Genomic DNA, 19,626 nt, shown 5'->3' on the forward strand with positions numbered 1-19,626 from the left:
CGTACTTCTGCCAGGCACACGCATGACTTCCGCACCCCGCACCCTGTACGACAAACTGTGGGACGCCCACGTGGTGGTTCCCGAATCCGACAGCGCGCCTGCCGTGCTGTACATCGACCTGCACCTGATCCACGAGGTCACCTCGCCACAGGCGTTCACCGAGCTGCGCGAGCGTGGCCTGTCGCCGCGCCGCCCGGACCGCACCAAGGCGACGATGGACCATTCCACGCCGACCCTGCCGGCCGCCGCCGACGGCACGCTGCCCTACGCCAGCGCCGCCTCCGAAGCCCAGGTCGCCACGCTGGCGCGCAACTGCGCCGAGCACGGTATCGAACTGTTCGACATGGCCTCGGACAACCGCGGCATCGTCCACGTGATCGCGCCCGAGCAGGGCTTTACCCAGCCCGGCATGACCATCGTCTGCGGCGACAGCCATACCTCCACCCATGGTGCGTTCGGCTCACTGGCGTTCGGCATCGGCACCAGCGAAGTCGGCCACGTGCTGGCCACGCAGTGCCTGCTGCAGCGCAAGGCCAAGACGTTCGCCATCACCGTCGATGGCGCGCTGGCACCGGGCGTCGGCGCCAAGGACGTGGTCCTGCACATCATCGGCGTGATCGGTGTCAACGGCGGCACCGGCCATGTGATCGAATTCCGTGGCAGCACCATCACGGCGATGGACATGGAACAGCGCATGACCCTGTGCAACATGTCGATCGAAGCCGGCGCGCGTGCCGGCATGGTGGCGCCAGACCAGGTCACCTTCGACTTCGTGGCCAATACCCCGCGCGGCCCCAAGGGCGCCGCGTTCGACGCCGCCGTCGCGCGCTGGCAGCAGCTGCGCAGCGATGACGGTGCGCGCTTCGACAGCGAAGTACACATCGATGCCGCCGACATCCGCCCGACCCTGACCTGGGGCACGCATCCGGGCACCGCCATCGCAGTGGATGCACCGATTCCCGCCGCCAACGATGCCGCCGCGCAGAAGGGCCTGGACTACATGCACTTCCAGGCCGGCAAGGCGCTGGCTGGAACGCCGGTGGATGTGGTGTTCGTCGGCTCGTGCACCAACGGCCGCCTGAGCGACATGCGTGAAGTGGCGCAGGTCCTGCGCGGTCGTCGCGTCGCTGAGCGGGTGCGCATGCTGGTGGTGCCGGGCTCGGAGATCGTCAAGCGCGAGGCCGAGGCCGAAGGCATCCATGAGATCGTGCGCGCGGCCGGGGCCGAGTGGCGCGAGCCGGGCTGCTCGATGTGCATCGCCATGAACGGCGATCTGGTTGCACCGGGCCAGCTGGCCGTCAGCACCAGCAACCGTAATTTCGAAGGCCGCCAGGGCCCCGGTTCGCGCACGCTGCTGGCCTCGCCGATGAGCGCCGCCTGGGCCGCAGTGAATGGGCACGTTGCCGATACCCGCGAACTGTTCGCACAGGAGGTGGCGTGATGGCCGGTTTCCGCACCCTGACCTCGGCCAGCGTGGTGCTGCGCCAGACCAACATCGACACCGACCAGATCATTCCGGCACGGTTCCTGTCCACCACCGAACGCGCCGGCCTGGGCCGCAACGCGTTCAATGACTGGCGCTGGCAGGCCGACGGCTCGCCAGTGGCCGAATTCGCCTTCAACCAGCCGCACAATGCTGGCCGCAGCATCCTGCTGGCCGGTCGCAACTTCGGCTGCGGCTCCTCGCGCGAGCATGCGCCGTGGGCGCTGACCGACCTGGGCCTGCGTGCCATCGTCAGCAGCGAGATCGCCGACATCTTCCGTGGCAATTCGCTGAAGAACGGCCTGCTGCCGATCGTGCTGGACGAAGCCAATGTGCAGGCGCTGATGCAGCGCCCGGACGATGAGCTGACCATCGATGTGGCCGCGCGCGAGCTGCGTACGCCCGATGGCCGCGTGTATTCCTTCCCGCTGGATGGCTTCTCGCAGACCTGCCTGCTGGAAGGCGTGGATCAGTTGGGTTATCTGTTGGGCCGTGTCCCTGAAATCGAACGTTACGAGAGTGAGCATGCACGCTGAGATTGTTGTCCTGCCCGGTGATGGCATCGGCCCGGAAGTGGCCGCCGCCGCCGTTGCCGTCCTGAAGTCCGTCGCCGAACGCTTCAACCACACCTTCACCTTCAGCGAGCACGATATCGGTGGCATCGCCATCGACCGCCATGGCGAGCCGCTGCCGGCGTCGACCCTGGCCGCCTGCCAGGCCGCCAATGCGGTGCTGCTGGGCGCGGTCGGCGGCCCGAAGTGGTCCGACCCGAATGCCAAGGTGCGCCCGGAACAGGGCCTGCTGGCGATCCGCAAGGCGCTGGGCCTGTACGCCAACCTGCGCCCGGTGCGTACCCACGAGGCCGCGCTGCACGCCTCACCGATCAAGGCCGAACTGCTGCAGGGCGTGGACTTCGTGGTGGTGCGCGAGCTGACCGGCGGCATCTACTTCGGCGACAAGACCCGCGATGCCGACAGTGCCAGCGATCTGTGCCGCTACACCGTGACCGAGATCGAGCGTGTGCTGCGCAGCGCCTTCCGCCTGGCCCAGCAGCGTCGCGGCAAGGTCACCTCGGTGGACAAGGCCAACGTACTGGAGACCTCGCGCCTGTGGCGTGACGTGGCCGCACGCATCGGCCGCGAGGAGTTCCCGGACGTTGCGCTGGAGCATCAGCTGGTCGACTCGATGGCCATGCACCTGCTGGCCAAGCCGCGCGAGTACGACGTGATCGTGACCGAGAACATGTTCGGCGACATCCTCACCGATGAGGCCTCGATGCTGGCCGGTTCGCTGGGCCTGCTGCCGTCGGCCTCGCTGGGCGAGCCGGGTGCGGTCGGCATCTACGAACCGATCCATGGTTCGGCACCGGACATTGCCGGCCAGGGCATCGCCAATCCCTACGCGACGATCTTCAGCGCGGCGATGCTGCTGCGCCATTCGCTGGGACTGGAAGCAGAAGCCGCCGCCGTCGAAGCGGCCGTGCATGCGGCGCTGGACGACGGCGTGTTCACCGCCGACCTGGCCGCCAGGGGCCAGGCGGTGAGCACCGCCGCGGCAACCGATGCGGTGCTGGCAAAGCTGGCCTGACCCATCGGGCAACACCTGTAGAGCCGAGCCATGCTCGGCTCATTCAACAGCAGTCGAGCATGGCTCGACGCTACAGGTAGCAGGCAGCCACGCCATGCGTGGCTCCCTTACTTGGTGGTGTACCCACCATTGACCAGAATCGTCTGCCCGGTCATCCACCAGCCGTCAGTGACCAGGAAACGGATCCACGGCACGATGTCGGCAATATCAGTCAGGCCGGTGCGGGTGAACGCCGACAGCGCCGCTGCAGTCTTGTGATACGCCTGCGCATCGGCACTCTCGGCCGGGTAGAAGAACGGCGTGTCCATCGGACCGGGGCCGATCGCGGTCACCGAGATGCCACGTTCGCCGAACTCCTTCGACGCGGCGCGGGTGAAATGCTCGACCGGCGCCTTGGTGCCGGCGTAGCTGGAATAGAACGGCGTGTAGGCGCCCAGCAGCGAGGTCACCAGGGTGCAGATGCGACCGCCGTCGTTGACGTGGCGGCCGGCTTCCTTGAGGAAGAAGAACGCCACCTTCGCGTTGACCGCGCTCATCTCGTCGTACTCGGCTTCACTGATTTCCAGCAGCGGCTTCTTCAGCACCTTGCCCACGGTGTTGATGGCAATGTCGGGACGGCCAACCGCGGCCACGGCGTCGGCGAACAAGCGCTCCATCGCTGCCGCCGAGGTCAGTTCGCCCTGCAGGGCCACCGCCTTGCTGCCGGCCGCCTGCACCGCAGCGACGGTGGCTTCGGCGTCGGCCTGGGTGGCAGCACTGTTGTAGTGGATGACGATGGCTTTGGCGCCCTGTGCGGCGAAGTCGCGGGCGATCAGGCCGCCCAGGTTCTTGGCGCCACCAGCGATCAGCACGGTCTTGCCCTTGAGGGAATGGTCGGTCATGGCTTGGGTCTCGGGGAGGAGGCTGCCCGGGGTGGCAACCCTGCCCTGACGACGATATCGTGCAGAAAAAGCGGATAAAGCCCGCCACATTGACTTAACTTTCCAGAGTCAGCGAACAATGGACCGGATCGACCGCTTCCGCATCTTCACCCGGGTCGTGGAGTGCGCCAGCTTCACCCGCGCTGCCGACCAGCTCGGCCTGCCCCGCTCGACGGTCTCGGCGGCGGTGGCCGAACTGGAACAGCGGCTCGGCACCCGCCTGCTGCAGCGCTCGACCCGCCGCGTCTCCACCACCCACGATGGCGACGTGTTCCATGCGCGCTGCCTGCGCCTGATCGCCGAAGTCGAAGACGCCGAGTCGCTGTTCCGCCAGGACGACGCGCAGCCGGTGGGCCTGCTGAAGATCGACGTGCCCAGCCGCATCGGCCGCCGCATCATCGCCTCCGCCCTGCCCGACTTCTTCGCCCGCCATCCGCAGGTGGAGGTGGACCTGGGCATGACCGACCGCGCGGTGAACCTGATCGAGGACGGTTGCGATGCGGTGCTGCGGGTCGGTCATCTGGGCGATTCCAGCTTGGTGGCGCGCACGCTGGGCGAGCTGGATTTCGTCAACGTTGCGGCGCCGGCATACCTGCGCGAACACGGCGTGCCGCAGCAGCCTGCCGACCTGCAGCAGCATCGTGCGGTGAACTATGCGTCGCCGACCACGGCACGGGTGGAACCGTGGGAATGGCAGGACGGTGCGCAGCTGCGCACGCTGCCGATACCCGGCTGGGTGCGGGTGAACAGCGCCGAGGCGTCGATCGCATGCTGTGTGGCCGGGCTGGGGCTGTTGCAGATTCCGCGCTACGACGTGCAGGCCGAGCTGCAATCCGGCGAACTGGTGCAGGTGATGCCGCAGTACGTGGCACAACCGCTGCCGGTGACCCTGCTGCTGCCGCATCGGCAGCACCGCGCACAACGCGTACAGGTATTCATCGAGTGGTTGTTGCCGGTGCTTCGAACCGGCCTGCAATTGCGGTAGATCCGGGCCGTGCCTGGATGATGCAAGATGGTGATAGCGAACCAGAGCGCTACAGCCAGGGAGCCCGGCCGTGTTTCACTCCGATCTGATCAACGGTATCGCGGCAGGCATGGCCCTGCTGCTTTCTGTCATCGCCGCCTGGACGATGCACCGACGGCTGCGCACGCGCAGCAGTGCCGGGTTCGCTTGGTCCACCACGGCCATGTGCCTGTGGCCCTTCTTGTCGTCCCCTGCCATGGCCCTGGTGATCTACTATTCCGGCAACCCGTTGCCCGAACCCTGGGCCAACGCTCTGGGCGTGGCCATCGATTCGCTCATCCCGATGCTGCTGACCCTGGCATCCGCCATGCTCTTCCTGCTGGCGGTGCGCGGCATCGAGCACCACAAGACACCTTCGGTCTGAACGAGAGAGGCATCGAACCATCTCCTGCAGCCACCCATGGGGTGGCTCTACTGAAGGCGTGGGGGATTGGCGGCATCCGTGCCAACCAAGGTTGGCACCTACCACGTCATGGGTGGGGTCAGAGCCCTTTCCCGGAGGGAAGGGATCCGACCCCGGCCGGGTATTACGCCCTGGATTCGTCCGGCTTGACCCGGAACCACGCCGCGTACAGCGCCGGCAGGAACACCAGGGTCAGCACCGTGCCCACGATCAGGCCACCCATGATCGAAATCGCCATCGAGCCGTAGAACGCACTGCGCGACAGCGGAATCATCGCCAGCACTGCGGCGAGCGCGGTCAGCACGATCGGGCGGAAGCGGCGCACGGTGGCATCGATGATCGAATGCCAACGGTCATGCCCGGCGTCGATGTCCTGCTGGATCTGGTCGATCAGGATCACCGAGTTGCGCATGATCATGCCGGCCAGCGCGATCGTGCCCAGCAAGGCTACGAACCCGAACGGTACGCGGAACAGCAGCAGGAACAAGGTCGCACCGATGATGCCCAGCGGTGCGGTCACCAGCACCATCGCCGCACGCGAGAAGCTGCGCAGCTGCAGCATCAGCAGGGTGGCCACCACCACCAGGAACAGCGGCATGCCGGCCTTGATCGAGTTCTGGCCACGTGCCGAATCCTCCACGGTGCCGCCGGTCTCCAGCAGATAGCCACTGGGCAGCTCGGCACGAATGCCGTCCAGCGTCGGCAGGATCTGGTGCACCACGTCCAGCGGTTGCATGCCATCACCGATGTCGGCACGCACGGTCACCGTCGGCAGGCGGTTGCGATGCCAGATGATGCCGTCCTCGAAGCCGTACTCCATCGTCGCCACCTGCGACAGCGTGATGCTGCCGCCGTTGGCAGTCGGCATCGACAGGCTCGACAGCAGCTCCAGCTGGTTGCGCTCGTCGGCCGGGCCACGCAGCAGCATCTCGATCTGGCGGTTGCCTTCGCGGTACACGCTCACCGACTGCCCGGCCAGCGAGCTGGACAGGAACTGGCTGACCTGCGCGCTGCTCACGCCCAGCGCGCGGGCGCGTTCCTGGTCGATCACCAGGCGCACCACCTTGCTCGGCTCGCTCCAGTCCAGGTTGACGTTGATCACGTGCGGGTTCTGGCGCACCTTGGCCTCGACCTGGCGGGCGATCGCCTGCACCCGCTCGATGTGCTCGCCGGAGATGCGCATCTGCACCGGGTAACCGACCGGGGGCCGTTCTCCAGGCGGGTCACGCGCATCTGCACATCCGGGAACTGCGGGATGACTTCCTTCAGCAGCCAGCTGCGGGCGGTTTCACGCGCCTTGGTGTCCTTGGCCAGGATCACGAACTGGGCAAAGTTGGTGGCCGGCAGCTGCTGGTCCAGCGGCAGGTAGAAGCGCGGCGAGCCGGTGCCCACATAGGACACGTAGTTGGCGATGTCCTGGCGACCCTGCAGCAGCTTTTCCAGCTTCTCGGCCTGCGCCTGGGTCGAGCGCAGCGACGCGCCCTCGGCCAGCTCGATGTCCACCATCAGTTCCGGCCGGGTCGAGTCCGGGAAGAACTGCTGCGGCACGAAGCGGAACATCATCAGCGAGAACACGAACAGCGCGATGGTCGCGGCGATCACCCACCAGCGACGGCGCAGGCAGGCGTCGAGGAAGCGGCGGAAGCTGCGGTAGAACGGGCGCTGGTACGGGTCATGGTCGTGCCCGTGCTGCGGCGGCGCGATCAGGTTGGCCAGTGCCGGGTAGCGGTCGGCCCATTGCTGACGCTTGGCATGCCAGCGCGCGGACAGGCTGCCCGGCTTCGGCGGCTGCGGATTGAACAGGTCCGGCAGCATCTTGTCGCCCAGGTACGGGATGAACAGCACTGCGGCAATCCACGACACCACCAGCGCGATGGTCACCACCTGGAACAGCGAACGGGTGTATTCACCGGTGCTCGATGCCGCCGTTGCAATGGGCAGGAACCCGGCCGCGGTGATCAGCGTGCCGGTCAGCATCGGGAACGCGGTCGACTCCCAGGCGAAACTGGCCGCGCGCAGGCGGTCGTAGCCCTGCTCCATCTTGGTGGCCATCATCTCCACTGCGATGATCGCATCGTCCACCAGCAGACCCAGCGCCAGCACCAGCGCACCGAGCGAGATCTTGTGCAGGCCGATGTCGAAGTAGTGCATGACGAAGAACGTCATCGCCAGCACCAGCGGGATGGTCACGCCCACCACCAGGCCGGTACGCAGGCCCAGCGAGAAGAAGCTGACCAGCAGCACGATCACCACCGCCTCGGTCAGCACCTGCACGAACTCGCCGACCGACTCCTCCACCGACTGCGGCTGGTCGGAGACCTTGCGCAGCTGCATGCCCGCCGGCAGGGTCTTCTGCAGGCGCTGGAACTCGGCATCGAGGTTGGCACCGAGCTTGAGGATGTCACCGCCATCCTTCATCGCCACCGCCAGGCCGATCGCCTCTTCACCCATGAAGCGCATCTTCGGCGACGCCGGATCGGCAAAGCCGCGTTTGACCTCGGCGATGTCACCCAGGTGCACGGTGCGGTCACCGGCGCGGATCGGGAACTGGCGGATCGCTTCGATATCGTTGAACTGGCCGGTCACGCGCAGCTGCACGCGGTCGGTGGCGGTCTCGAAGAAGCTGGTGCCGCTTACCGCATTCTGGTCGGCCAGCGCCTGCTGCACCTGCTGCATCGACACGCCCAGCGTGGCCAGGCGGATGTTGGACAGCTCGATCCACACCTTCTCGTCCTGCAGCCCAACCAGGTCGATCTTGCCGACGTCGGGCACGCGCTGCAGTTCCAGCTGGATGCGGTCGGCGTAATCGCGCATCACCGCATAGTCGAAGCCCTTGCCGGTCAACGCATAGATGTTGCCGTAGGTATCGCCGAACTCATCGTTGAAGAACGGGCCGACAATCTCGCGCGGCAGCGTCGCGCGGATGTCGCCCACGCGCTTGCGCACCTGGTACCACAGGTCCGGAATCTGCTTGGAACGCAGGCTGTCGCGGGCCATGAAGATCACCTGCGATTCGCCCGGGCGCGAGTACGAGCGGATGAACTCGTACTCGCCGGTGTTCATCAGCGCCTTCTCGATCGGCTCGGTCACCTGCCGCGAGACCTGCTCGGCGGTGGCGCCCGGCCACAACGTGCGCACCACCATCGCCTTGAAGGTGAACGGCGGATCTTCGGATTGGCCCAGATGCTTGTACGACCACGCACCGATCAGGGCGAAGGCAAGCATCGCAAACAGCACCAGTGGTCGATTGGCCAGCGCCCACTCGGAAAGATTGAAGCGGCGCACCGGCTTACTCCTTGGCCTTGGCGGCAGCAGGCGGTGCGGCCGGCTTCAGCACCGGGCGGTTCTGCCGGTCCACCGCGATCACCGGCTGGCCGGCGCGCAGCAGATGGCCGCCGGCGGCGACCACCCAGTCAGCGGCGCCAACGCCGGACAGCACCGGCACCGTCTCGCTGCCATAGGCACCGGTGGTGACCGACGCCGCCTTCAGCGTGCTGTTGGCCGGATCGACCACCCACACGCTGGCCGCACCGTTGGCGCCGCGTTGCAGCGCGCCCAGCGGCAACTGCAGCGTGCCGTGGCGGCCGGCGCTGCTGTAGACGCGCGCGCTCTGCCCCAGTTCCACATCGGCCAGCGCATCGGCGGCCAGGCTGACGCGGGTGGCATAGGTACGCGCCTGCGGATCGGCGGCGGCGGCGATCTCGCGGATCGTGCCCGGCAGGCGCTGGCCCGGGCGGTTCCACAGTTCCACCTCGACCGGCTGGCCCACCGCGTAGTCGCGGATGGTGGCTTCGGGCAGGTCGATCAGCACTTCGCGGCCACCGTCGGCGGCCAGGTTGAAGATGGTCTGGCCGGCGGATACCACCTGCCCGGCTTCGGCCTCGCGGCTGGCGATCACACCATCAGCCGGTGCGCGCAGCTGCGCGTAGTCAGCCTGGTTGCGCAGTACATCGAGGTTGGCGCGGGCGGCGTTGGCCTGGCCCTGTGCGGCCTTGAAGGCGGCCGATTGCTGGTCCAGCTGCGAGCGGCTGACCAGCTGCTGGTCGGCCAGCACCTGATAGCGCTTGAGGTCGTCGCGGGCGCGTACCAGATCGGCTTCGGCCGCGGCCAGCTGGGCCTGCGAGGCACGCGCCTGCAGCGCGAAGTCGGCCACGTCCAGCTCGGCCAGCACCTCACCCTTCTTCACCCGCTGGCCGGCATCGACATGACGCTTGACCAGGTTGCCGCCCACGCGGAACGACAGCGGGCTTTCCTGGCGGGCACGCACCGTGCCCGGGAACGCCGCCGGCGCCTGCCCGGCCTGTTCGCCGGGATGCACCACCAGCACCGGCACGGCCGCCTGCGGCGCCTGCTCCTGTCCCGAACAGGCTGCCAGCGCAGCCACCCACACCATACCGCCCATCCAGCGCACGATCTTCATCGGTCAACGTCCTGAAAACGCAGGGTTGCAACAAGGGGGCCACGACTGCCGGCCCAATTTAATAAACCGGCCGGTATAGTATAAATATCGAACCGCTTGGTCTAGTATTGTTGCGATGAGTTCTTCCACTTCCCGCAAGCCGTCGGCCAAGCCCGCTGCCAAGGCCGCCGGACCCGGGCGCCCCAAGGATCTGGGCAAGCGCGCGGCGATCCTTGAAGCAGCCAAGGCACTGTTCATCGAACAGGGCTATACCGGCGTGAGCATGGACGCCATCGCTGCCCAGGCCGGCGTCTCGAAGCTGACCGTATACAGCCATTTCGGCGACAAGGAGACTCTGTTCTCCGAGGCCGTGCAGTCCAAGTGCATTGAAATGCTGCCCGATGCGCTGTTCGTGGCCGATGCGGAGGGTCCTCTGCGCGACCAGTTGATCGGTATCGGTCTGGCCTTCTTCGAGCTGATCACCTCCGACGCGGCGATCTCGATCCAGCGCATGATGATGGCGCCGGAGACCGACGAGCGCCTGCGCGAGCTGTTCTGGCAGGCCGGCCCGGAGCGCACCTGCGAGGCCCTGGCCGACTTCCTGCGTGCCCGCGGCGAACGCGGCGAGCTGGACATCCCCGACTACTACCTGGCCGGCCAGCAGTTCCTGACCCTGGTGAAGGGCGAAGTGCACATGCATATGATGTGCGGCATGCCACTGTCACCGGTGGAGTGCGACCCTCTTGCCCACGTGACCGCCAGCATCGACTTTTTCCTGCGCGCCTATGCGCCGCGAAGGGCCGGAACCGGCTGAAACGGCAAACCTGAATGAACCGGAGGTCGCGATGACTTCCGGCACTGCGACCCCGGCCCCCGGCAGCTGATGCTCTGGGCGCGCCGCCGGCCTCCGGCACCGGTAAAATGGCCGGCCCACTGCGCTGGATTTGAACCTCATGACGATTGATTACGCCCACGCCCGCGAACTGATGGTGGAACAGCAGATCCGTCCCTGGGACGTGCTGGACATCAAGGTGCTCGACGTCCTGGCCCGCCTGCCGCGCGAGGCCTTTGTCGCCGATGCACACCGGGCGCTGGCCTACGCCGATGTTGAACTGCCGATCGGCAACGGCCAGAAGATGATGAAGCCGGTCATCGAGGGCCGTACCCTGCAGGCGCTGGACCTGCAGCCGGGTGACGAAGTACTGGAAATCGGCACCGGCAGCGGTTTCCTGGCCGCCTGCATCGGCGCGCTGGCGCGCGACGTGCTGAGCCTGGAGATCGATGCGGAACTGGCCGCTGCCGCGCGCGCGCGCCTGGACGCTTCCGGCCTGGGCAGCAACATCCGCGTCGAAGTGGCCGATGCCCTGACCTGGCAGACCGAACGCCGCTTTGACGTGATCTGTGTCACTGGTGCGGTCGACGTGGTGCCGTCACAGTTTGCTTCGTGGCTGCGTCCGGGTGGCCGCCTGTTCGTGATCCACGGCCGCTCGCCGGCGATGGAGGCCCTGCTGGTCAAGGCCGACGGCAGCACCGAGTCCCTGTTCGAGACCGATATCGATTACCTGCGCGGTGCCGCCCCGGCACCCCAGTTCCACCTCTGAGTCCAAGGAAGCCGCAATGATCCGCCGATCCCTCGCTGTTGCGCTGGCCACTGCCCTGCTGCCGTTGTCCGCCCATGCCGCCGACCTGCTGCAGGTCTACGAAATGGCCCGCAACGGCGATCCGCAGCTGTCTGCCGCCGAATCGACCCGGCTGTACGACAAGGAAGGCGCCGTGCAGGCGCGCGCCGCCCTGCTGCCGCAGATCAACGGCCAGGCCACGCTGAACCGTTCGCGCAGCGAAGCCAATGCCGATGCCAACTCCGGTTCGGTCACCAGCAAGCGCCGCAACTACACGATCGAGGGCAGTCAGACGCTGTTCAACTGGACCCAGATCAACAACCTGCGCTCGCAGCGCGAGCTGAGCAAGGCGGCGGACTTCACCCTCGATTCGGCCAACGACAGCCTGATCGTGCGCACCTCGGCGGCCTACTTCAATGTACTGGTGGCGATCGAATCGCTGAACGCCGCACAGACCAACGAAGCGGCCGCGAAGAAGCAGTTCGACTTCGCCGACAAGCGCCTGGAAGTGGGCCTGGCGCCGATCACCGACGTGCACGAAGCCCGCGCCCAGTACGACCAGGCGCGCGCCAACACCATCGTTGCGCAGAACACCCTGGCCGATAACTACCAGGCGCTGACCGAACTGACCGGCCAGCCGGTGGTCAACCTGCGCGGCCTGCCGGCCGATTTCCGCCCGGAAGTGCCGGCCAACCGCGGCAACATCGATGAACTGGTGCAGCAGGCCAGCACCCAGAACCCGGCGCTGAAGGCGCAGGAACTGAAGGTCAGCGCCGCCGAAGCCGGCGTACAGGCGGCCCGTGGTGGCCACTACCCGACCCTGTCGCTGGGCGGCAGCTGGGGCAAGTCCGCCACCTGGGGTGACAGCACCGGTGCCGGCTCGCTGTCGCCCGACGCGCGTACCAACAGCATCGGCCTGACCCTGAGCGTGCCGATCTTCTCCGGCGGCGCCACCCAGTCCGGCGTGCGCCAGGCGCTGGCCCAGCGCGACATCGCCCAGGACGGCTACGAGCAGCAGAAGCGTGCCCTGGACCGCAACACACGCAATGCCTACCAGACCCTGGTGCAGGGCATCAGCGAAGTCGAAGCGCGCCGCCTGGCGGTCGTCTCGGCGCAGAGCGCGTACGACGCGTCGCAGGTCGGCCTGGAAGTCGGTACCCGCACTGTGCTGGACGTGATCCAGAACCAGCGCATCCTGTTCTCGGCGCAGCTGGACTATGCCAACGCGCGTTACACCTTCCTGCAGAACCGCCTGCTGCTGAGCCAGTCGCTGGGCGCACTGGACGTGGCCGAACTGCAGGACGTCAACCGCCTGTTGACCCAGGATGCCGGCAATCCGGCCACGACCACGCGCTGAGTCGAGGCCCCCGCCCGCAACGAAGAAGCCACCCGCAAGGGTGGCTTTTTTTGGGGCGATAGCGCGGACGCCTGCGCGCAAGGCGCAGCCTCTGCTCAGCCCGGCCACGCCCGCAGCCGTGCCAGTGCCGCCAGCAGGCACAGGACCGCCGCCATCGGCGCCAGCAACGGCATCATCCGGGCCGGCCAGCGCAACGGACCCTGCCCGGCCGCATGCGGGCGTGGGCGCAGCACCGCCAGGCACAGCATGCCCATCACCAGCAGCGCGGCTGCGCCCGGCAGCGCCGGCAACGCCCCCGCCGGTATCCACAACGCCAGCAACGTCGCCGACACCACCACCGCCACCAGCCGTGGCCGCCACGCAGCGGCGTGCGGCGCAGGCCGCAGTGCCATCGCCAGCCGCACCGCCAGCGTCAGCAGCACCACCTGCAATGCGGCAAGGCCGGCGGCGCCGGCCAACGGCAGCAGCGGCAACATCCACTGCAACGGCGGATGGCTCTGCAGGGCCACCGACAGCGGCCGCGTGCTGGCCAGCGCCGGAAACTCGATCAGGCCGGCCTGCAACGCAGCCAGCAGGATCAGCCACAGCATCGCCAGCAACGACGCCAGCGCCAGTACGCTGGGTTGCCGACGCCGGTGTTGCCGCCGCAGCGCGGGAAAGCCCAGCGCCAGCCCGACACTGGCAAACACGCCCAGCAGCGGCACCGCAGCGGCCAGCACGCCGCCCAGACCGAAGCGATACGGTGCGGTGGCGTCCGGCAGCCACGGAACCCAGTGCGCGTAGTGCACATACCGCGCCGCCAGCGTGAGCAGCAGCAGCCCGGTGCCGATCTTCACCGTCAGCAGTGCACAGGCCACCAGCGCCACCACCCGCGCGGGCAGCAGCGCGGTCGCACCCAGCATCAGCAATCCCACCGCGGCGGTCAGCTGCACCGGTACCGTGTGATCGGCCTGGACCCCGTACAGGGCCAGCACCGCGTGCAGGTGGCTGGCGGAGGACTGCGCCGCACCCGCCGCGGTCACCAGCAGCTCCAGCAGCAGCACAGCGCCCAGCACGCCGGCCACCCGCGGCCCCCAGCCGGCCACCAGCAACCCGTGCAGGCCCGGCGCGTCGGGTTGCCGCACCACCAGATCACGCAGGCAACACAGCACCAGACCGGCCCCGAGCGCGGCCAGCAGCAGGCTCAGCACGATCGCCGGGCCGGCCTGCGCGGCCGTGTGCTGCCCGACCAGCGCGATCACGCTGCCACCGACCAGCAGCGTCAATGCCACCACTGCCAGGTGGTCCAATCCCGGCCGATCGTCATTGATGCCGTCCCTGCCGCCGTTGCCGTCCATCCCAAGTTCCCTTGATATCCGCCCAAGCGCGGTGGACATCAGGCTGGCAGGCTGCAGCAGCGGCGCGATATCGGAATCTGTAGCGCATGCGCCATGTTGTGATCACAGGCACGCTGCAAGCGGCGGAGTCGGTCCAACCGCGACAGGCCACGCATCGCTAAGTGGATTTGATGAAGTCGATCACGACAGTGCGCCGCCAGATCACGGCAGCGCAGAGATCACTCGCGTGGTGGCGGCAGATGCGGTGCCACCAGCGCCAGGGTCCGCTGCAGCGCGCCACGGCCATTGCTGACCAGCGTGCACCCGGCGCGGGCCATGTCCTGGCGGGCCTGGGCGTTGTCGAGCAGATGCTGCAGCAGGTCGCCAACGGCCTGTGCGTCCTCGCCGATCAGCAGCGCGCCGGCCTCGCGCATGCGCCGGGAGATCTCGGCGAAGTTGTGCAGGTGCGGGCCGGTCACCGAGGCGGTGCCCATGGCCGCAGGCTCCAGCAGGTTGTGGCCACCGATGGCCTGCAGGCTGCCGCCGACGAAGGCGACCTGGGCGCACGCGTAGAACGGCATCAGTTCGCCCAAGGTATCGATGACGAACACATCGGTGCCGCCCTGCGGCCACTGCTCCAGCCGGCGGGTGGCCACATTCCAGCCCTGTTCGCGCGCCAGCGCTTCCACCTTCGGGAACCGTTCGGGGTGGCGCGGCGCCCACAGCAGCAGCAGGTCCGGGTGCTGCTGGCGCAGGCGCCGGTGCAGCTCGACCACCGCCTGCTCTTCGCCCTCGTGGGTGCTGGCGGCGATCCACACCGGCCGCCCGGCCGGGACGCGGGCATGGAACTGCCCGACAAAGCCCTGCACGTCCGGGGTGGTGATGTCGAATTTCAGATTGCCCAGCGGCTGCACCTGCTCCGGCGCAGCCCCCAGCTGCACGAACCGCTCGGCGTCATCCTGCGACTGTGCGGCCACGCAGGTGACCGTACGCAGTGCGCGCCGGATCAGCGCCGCCAGCAGCCGGTAGCCGCGCAACGAGCGCGCCGACAGACGTGCGTTGAGGATGTAGACCGGAATGCCACGGTCACGGCAGCCGAACAGCATGTTCGGCCACAGCTCGGTTTCCAGGATCAGCGCCAGGCTGGGCTGGAAATGGCCCAGAAAGCGATTGACGCTGCCCGGCACGTCGTAGGGCAGATAGACGTGATCCAGGGCATCGCCCCACAGCGCGCGCACGCGCTCGGAGCCGGTCGGGGTGATGGTGGTGATGACCCAGCGGATGTCGGGGCGCTGCTCACGCAACGCATTGACCAGCGGCGCGGCGGCATTGACCTCGCCCACCGAGACCGCATGCAGCCAGACCCGCGGCTGGCCGCTGGGCTGCGGATAGGAGGCATAGCGCTCGTCCCAGCGCCGGAAGTACTCGCGGACCCGGAAACCGCGCCAGACCAGGTGGTACACGGTGATCGGCAGCAGGATGTAGAGCACGACCGAGTACAGGCCACGCAGGATCCATTCGACAGGGTCTTTACGCATGCGGCAAGGATACGGGAGCCCCCGGGAAAGACACGCGGCCGGGTTGGTAGAATGGGGCAATGTCCGATGCCACCACCGCCATCCGCCCGTCGCTGCGCGATCCCCGCAACTGGCCGATGTTTGCCGCCATGTTCGGCGCCTTCGCCCTCGCCCGCCTGCCGTGGTTGCTGCAGCGGGCGCTCGGCCGCGGTGTCGGCTGGATCAGCTGGCGCCTGCTCGGCAGCCGCCGCCGCGCCGCCGAGGTCAACCTGAAGCTGTGCTTCCCGGAAAAGGACGACGCCTGGCGCCAGCGCCTGGTGCGAGACAGTTTCGATGCGCTGGGCGTGGGCGTGTTCGAGTGCATCCGCGCCTGGTGGGGCAGCATCGACAGCCTGCGCCCGCAGGTACGGATCGAAGGGCTGGAACACCTGCGGCAGATGCAGGCTGAGGGCCGTGGTGTGCTGCTGGTGTCCGGCCACTTCATGACCCTGGAAATGTGCGGGCGCCTGCTGTGCGACTACGTTGATCTGTCCGGCATGTACCGCAGGCACAAGAACCCGGTGTACGAATGGGCGGTGAAGTTCGGTCGCCTGCGCTACGCCAAGGCGATGTTCGCCAACGAAGACATCCGCGCCACCGTGCGCCACCTGAAGAAGGGTGGCTTCCTCTGGTATGCGCCGGACCAGGACATGCGTGGCAAGGACACCGTGTTCGTGCCGTTCTTCGGCCACACCGCCTCGACCATCACCGCCACCCACCAGCTGGCGCGGATGACCGGGTGCGCGGTGATTCCGTATTTCCATCGCCGCGAAGGCGGGAAGTATTTCCTGAAGATCGGCGCACCGCTGGAGAACTTCCCCAGCGAAGATGTGGAAGCCGATACCACGCGGGTCAACCAGGCCATCGAAGAGATGGTGCGCGAGGCCCCCGACCAGTACCTGTGGATCCACCGCAGGTTCAAGCGCCAACCGGGTGGACGGAGCGATTTTTACAAGTAACGGTGGGACCGGGGCTCCATCCACGCCACGCGTGGGTGTCGTGTCCACAAGCATCGCAATGCCGGCAGATCCGCGCCATGCGGGGATACGCCGTTACTTCAGCGCCGCTGATTCATCTGCATCGCGCGCCAACAGGCTGCCGGCGAACAACGCCGCCAACAGCACGGTCAGCCCGCCCCAGAACGCCGAATAGAACGCCAGGTGGGTGTTGAGCGGAAACACGGTGACCGCCAGGGCCAGCATCGCCGGTCGCGCCCGCTCACGTGCGGCGGCCGGGGCGTAGCGCCAGGCACGCCAGGCCTGGGCCACCGCCGCCAGCCACAGCAGCAGGCCCAGTACACCGGTTTCGGCCAGGATCTCCAGCACGATCTGATGGGCATGCAGCGCCGGCAGGTCCCCCCACACCGCGGGCCCTCCTCGGCCACACAGGCCGGGTAGGCATCGCGGAAACCGCGTGCGCCGACGCCGTTGAACGGGTGCTCTTCAATCATGCAGGCGGCCGCTTCCCAGATCCGCGCACGCCCGGACAGCGCCTCGTCGACACCACGTTCGCCACCGTCCCAGGCCATGGCCGTGCGCGCAACGCGTTCGCGCAGCTGCGGCACGCCGGCGGTCAACGCAGCGGCGCCGAGCAGGGCAATCAACGCCAGCAGCGCCAATCGCTTCCAACCCAACTGGCGCATGCCGCTGTAGGCCAGCACCAGCGCGAAGGTGATCCACGATGCCCGCGAACCGGCCAACAGCAGTACGCAGCCCAGCGCGGCGGCCGCCAGCAGCCATCCCAGGTTGCCGAAGCGACGCGCCACCGGCAGCAGCAGGAACGGTGACAGGCTGGCCAGCACCTGGCCGAACTTCAGGTTGCACGGTCCCAGCGCACCACTGAGGCGGTCGACCAGGGCCGCTTCGCCGGCCGGGCACAAGGCGTGACCACTCACCGCCAGCTTCAGCTGATCCAGCGACCAGAACCATGGGCTGGTGCCGGCCACCGCCTGCACCAGCGCATCCAGCGTCCAGGCGCCCGTGATCAGCGCCAGGCCCGCGAAGGTCAGCCGTCGCCGTTCCGGCGTGGCCACCGCGATCGCCACCAGCCACATGAACGGCAGGTAGCGCAGGCCGGCGGCGGCCTTGGTCCACGAGGCCGCCGGGTCGATGGCATCGAACGCGGAGAACGCCTGCGGCAGCCAATAGCCCAGGAACAGGATCGAGGTCAGCGCCCAGGCGGCCGTGCTCAGCAGATGCGGCCGGCGCTGGAGGCGGCGCGTGACCATGCGCGCGGCGGCATACAGCGCGCCGAGCCCAAGCACGGTTTCGGCGATGCCCGGCAACGGCCACAGTGCCACGTATGCCAGCACCCACCAGGGCGCCCAGCGCCCGGCACGGTCCTCGCGCACGATGGCAGTGGGATCAGCCGGCGAGGTCGGCATAGAGGCGGAGGGTGTCACGCTGCATGGCCTGCAGGGTAAACGGGATGCGGGTCGGTAAGGACGGAGGCTGCGCCAGCAGGGCCAGCGCACGTTCACCCAGCGCGCGCGCATCGCCGAGCGGCACTGCGCCGCTGGGCTGCAGCTGCCGCAGCAGTTCGCCCACACCGCCATGGTCCCAGCCCAGCACCGGACGCCCCACCGACAGCGCTTCGACCACGGTGCGGCCGAACGCTTCGGGCTTGTCCGACAACTGCAGTACCAGATCGCTGGCTGCATAGGCCTGGGCAATGCGCGCGGTGGGCGTGCTGATCTGCACGGCCTCGGCCACGCCCAGCGCGGCGGCCTGTCGGCGCAGGTCGGCCACATAGGCGTCGCGCCCGGGTTCATCGGTGCCCAGCATCCACAGCTGCGCCGGCACACCGGCGGCGCGCACATCGGCCAGCAGCTGCAACGCGTGGATGTGGCCCTTCAGTCGGGTGCCGCGCCCCGGCAGCAGCAGCAACGGGCCGTCGACCTGGGCCAGCCACGGATAGTCGGCGGCCAGCGCCAGGCGCGGGCGGCGGTCGGCACGTGCTACACGCGGGAACTGGCCGACATCGACGCCGCGCGGAATCACCTGCAGCCGGGCGTCGGGTACGGTCGGGTAATGCCGCTGCACGTAATCGCGCACGGTGTTGGACACGCAGATCACGCGTTCACCACTGGTCATCACCGCGCTGTAGCGACTGGGCGAATTCAGACCGTGCACGGTGGTCACCCAGTGCGGGCGCTGCGCGGCGGGCATGGCGCGGATCGCGTACAGGCCCAGCCAGGCCGGCAGCCGCGAGCGGGCATGCACGATGTCGGCCCCCACTTCGGCGAACAGCCGGCGCAGGGTCGGCAGATGCCGCAGCGTGAGCAGCGACTTGCGGCCGATATCGAGGGTGAGGTGCTCGGCACCGCTATCGAGCAGCGGCTGCACCAGGCGGCCACCGGCGGACACCACCAGCGCGCGATGGCCGGCAGCGACCAGGGCCGCAGCGATTTCCAGGGTCGAGCGCTCGACACCGCCGGAGTGCAGCGCCGGCAGCAACTGCACCACGGTCAATCGGCGCATCGAAGGGGCGGCCGCTTAGTCGGCCAGCACGAACACGGAACCGCAGTACGGGCACTGCGCTTCGCCGTTGGGCTCGTCTTCGATCGGCAGGTACACGCGCGGATGCGAATTCCACAGCGCCATTTCCGGGGTCGGGCAGCTCAGCGGCAGCTCGCTGCGGTGCACGGTGTAGCGCTTCTCGGCGTTGGCGGGCGCGGTGGCGGTATGGCTCATGGCGGATGTCGATGGACGGGTTGCGAGGGCTGTGATTCTAGCATCCGGGCCGCCCGGACATTGCGCCGCAGCAGGCGGTTGGAGGTGCCGGCAGGCGTGCACGGGGAAAATGCCTGCGTTGATCCGCCCCGTTCCTCGCGCAAACCGGGGCTTGAGCAGATTTCCCGCATTTGGATCGAACTAAATGGCACTTGTCAGGCTGCGGCGGCTGTTGCAGGATCGGCCCAGGTCAGCACTCGACCTGCCCAATCCGACCCGATCGCATGGCCC

General features: G+C 68.0%; 15 protein-coding genes and 2 pseudogenes. 9 read left to right on the forward strand and 8 right to left on the reverse strand.

Features of this window, described 5'->3' with window-relative positions:
• The first annotated feature begins 22 nt into the window (after positions 1-22).
• Genes leuC through leuB form a run of 3 tightly spaced genes read left to right on the forward strand, consistent with a single transcriptional unit; the run spans position 23 to position 3,070 of the window.
• Entirely contained in the window at positions 23-1,441 is a 1,419-nt protein-coding gene (gene leuC / locus N4G47_RS15935; RefSeq protein WP_475288623.1) for a 3-isopropylmalate dehydratase large subunit, read from the forward strand.
• A complete protein-coding gene (leuD, locus tag N4G47_RS15940; protein WP_475288626.1) occupies positions 1,441-2,019 on the forward strand; it encodes a 3-isopropylmalate dehydratase small subunit in 579 nt (192 codons plus the stop codon). Before leuC ends, leuD begins: the two co-directional genes overlap by 1 nt.
• Positions 2,009-3,070 carry a 3-isopropylmalate dehydrogenase gene (gene leuB, locus N4G47_RS15945; protein ID WP_475288628.1) on the forward strand — a complete coding sequence of 354 codons (1,062 nt, stop codon included), beginning with the start codon at positions 2,009-2,011 and terminating at the stop codon, positions 3,068-3,070. Before leuD ends, leuB begins: the two co-directional genes overlap by 11 nt.
• A gap of 107 nt (positions 3,071-3,177) precedes the next feature.
• On the opposite strand, the gene N4G47_RS15950 is transcribed toward leuB, so the two are convergent.
• On the reverse strand, positions 3,178-3,951 hold the full coding sequence (locus tag N4G47_RS15950) for an SDR family oxidoreductase (RefSeq protein ID WP_107231589.1): 774 nt from the start codon (positions 3,949-3,951) through the stop codon (positions 3,178-3,180).
• Positions 3,952-4,069: 118 nt separating this feature from the next.
• Here N4G47_RS15950 and N4G47_RS15955 point away from each other — a divergent pair, with 118 nt between their 5' ends.
• Together N4G47_RS15955 and N4G47_RS15960 are read left to right on the forward strand one after the other, a co-directional pair.
• Entirely contained in the window at positions 4,070-4,975 is a 906-nt protein-coding gene (locus N4G47_RS15955) for a LysR family transcriptional regulator (RefSeq protein ID WP_475288630.1), read from the forward strand.
• Between the two features lie 70 nt (positions 4,976-5,045).
• Positions 5,046-5,378: a hypothetical protein gene (locus N4G47_RS15960; RefSeq protein WP_475288631.1), complete on the forward strand. Its 333-nt coding sequence runs from the start codon at positions 5,046-5,048 to the stop codon at positions 5,376-5,378.
• 163 nt (positions 5,379-5,541) lie between these two features.
• Here the strand turns inward: N4G47_RS15960 and N4G47_RS15965 are convergent.
• A pseudogene (locus N4G47_RS15965) lies at positions 5,542-8,702 on the reverse strand (efflux RND transporter permease subunit).
• 4 nt (positions 8,703-8,706) lie between these two features.
• On the reverse strand, positions 8,707-9,837 hold the full coding sequence (locus N4G47_RS15970) for an efflux RND transporter periplasmic adaptor subunit (protein ID WP_475288633.1): 1,131 nt from the start codon (positions 9,835-9,837) through the stop codon (positions 8,707-8,709).
• 115 nt (positions 9,838-9,952) lie between these two features.
• Here N4G47_RS15970 and N4G47_RS15975 point away from each other — a divergent pair, with 115 nt between their 5' ends.
• The 3 genes from N4G47_RS15975 to N4G47_RS15985 all read left to right on the forward strand — a co-directional run bounded on the left by N4G47_RS15975 (position 9,953) and on the right by N4G47_RS15985 (position 12,792).
• Positions 9,953-10,630 (forward strand): TetR/AcrR family transcriptional regulator, encoded by a 678-nt coding sequence (locus N4G47_RS15975; RefSeq protein ID WP_475288635.1) that lies wholly within the window; start codon positions 9,953-9,955, stop codon positions 10,628-10,630.
• Positions 10,631-10,769: 139 nt separating this feature from the next.
• Positions 10,770-11,417 carry a protein-L-isoaspartate O-methyltransferase family protein gene (locus tag N4G47_RS15980; protein WP_475288637.1) on the forward strand — a complete coding sequence of 216 codons (648 nt, stop codon included), beginning with the start codon at positions 10,770-10,772 and terminating at the stop codon, positions 11,415-11,417.
• A gap of 16 nt (positions 11,418-11,433) precedes the next feature.
• Positions 11,434-12,792: a TolC family outer membrane protein gene (locus N4G47_RS15985; protein ID WP_475288639.1), complete on the forward strand. Its 1,359-nt coding sequence runs from the start codon at positions 11,434-11,436 to the stop codon at positions 12,790-12,792.
• Positions 12,793-12,887: 95 nt separating this feature from the next.
• Here N4G47_RS15985 and N4G47_RS15990 read toward each other — a convergent pair whose 3' ends face one another.
• Together N4G47_RS15990 and waaA are read right to left on the reverse strand one after the other, a co-directional pair.
• A complete protein-coding gene (locus tag N4G47_RS15990; RefSeq protein ID WP_475288641.1) occupies positions 12,888-14,129 on the reverse strand; it encodes an amino acid transporter in 1,242 nt (413 codons plus the stop codon).
• Between the two features lie 218 nt (positions 14,130-14,347).
• Positions 14,348-15,646, reverse strand: a complete 1,299-nt coding sequence (waaA, locus tag N4G47_RS15995) for a lipid IV(A) 3-deoxy-D-manno-octulosonic acid transferase (RefSeq protein ID WP_475288643.1) — start codon at positions 15,644-15,646, stop codon at positions 14,348-14,350.
• 59 nt (positions 15,647-15,705) lie between these two features.
• Between waaA and N4G47_RS16000 the strand changes: the two genes are divergently transcribed.
• Positions 15,706-16,623: an LpxL/LpxP family Kdo(2)-lipid IV(A) lauroyl/palmitoleoyl acyltransferase gene (locus N4G47_RS16000; protein ID WP_107231579.1), complete on the forward strand. Its 918-nt coding sequence runs from the start codon at positions 15,706-15,708 to the stop codon at positions 16,621-16,623.
• Positions 16,624-16,716: 93 nt separating this feature from the next.
• Here the strand turns inward: N4G47_RS16000 and N4G47_RS16005 are convergent.
• The 3 genes and pseudogenes from N4G47_RS16005 to N4G47_RS16015 all read right to left on the reverse strand — a co-directional run bounded on the left by N4G47_RS16005 (position 16,717) and on the right by N4G47_RS16015 (position 19,356).
• Positions 16,717-18,047: pseudogene (locus N4G47_RS16005) on the reverse strand (O-antigen ligase family protein).
• Entirely contained in the window at positions 18,028-19,143 is a 1,116-nt protein-coding gene (locus N4G47_RS16010; RefSeq protein WP_475288645.1) for a glycosyltransferase, read from the reverse strand. The pseudogene N4G47_RS16005 and the gene N4G47_RS16010 overlap by 20 nt, the downstream one beginning before the upstream one ends.
• Before the next feature lie 15 nt (positions 19,144-19,158).
• Entirely contained in the window at positions 19,159-19,356 is a 198-nt protein-coding gene (locus N4G47_RS16015; RefSeq protein ID WP_057497568.1) for a zinc-finger domain-containing protein, read from the reverse strand.
• Between the last annotated feature and the right edge of the window lie 270 nt (positions 19,357-19,626).

The organism is Stenotrophomonas sp. GSD10, from assembly GCF_056172695.1.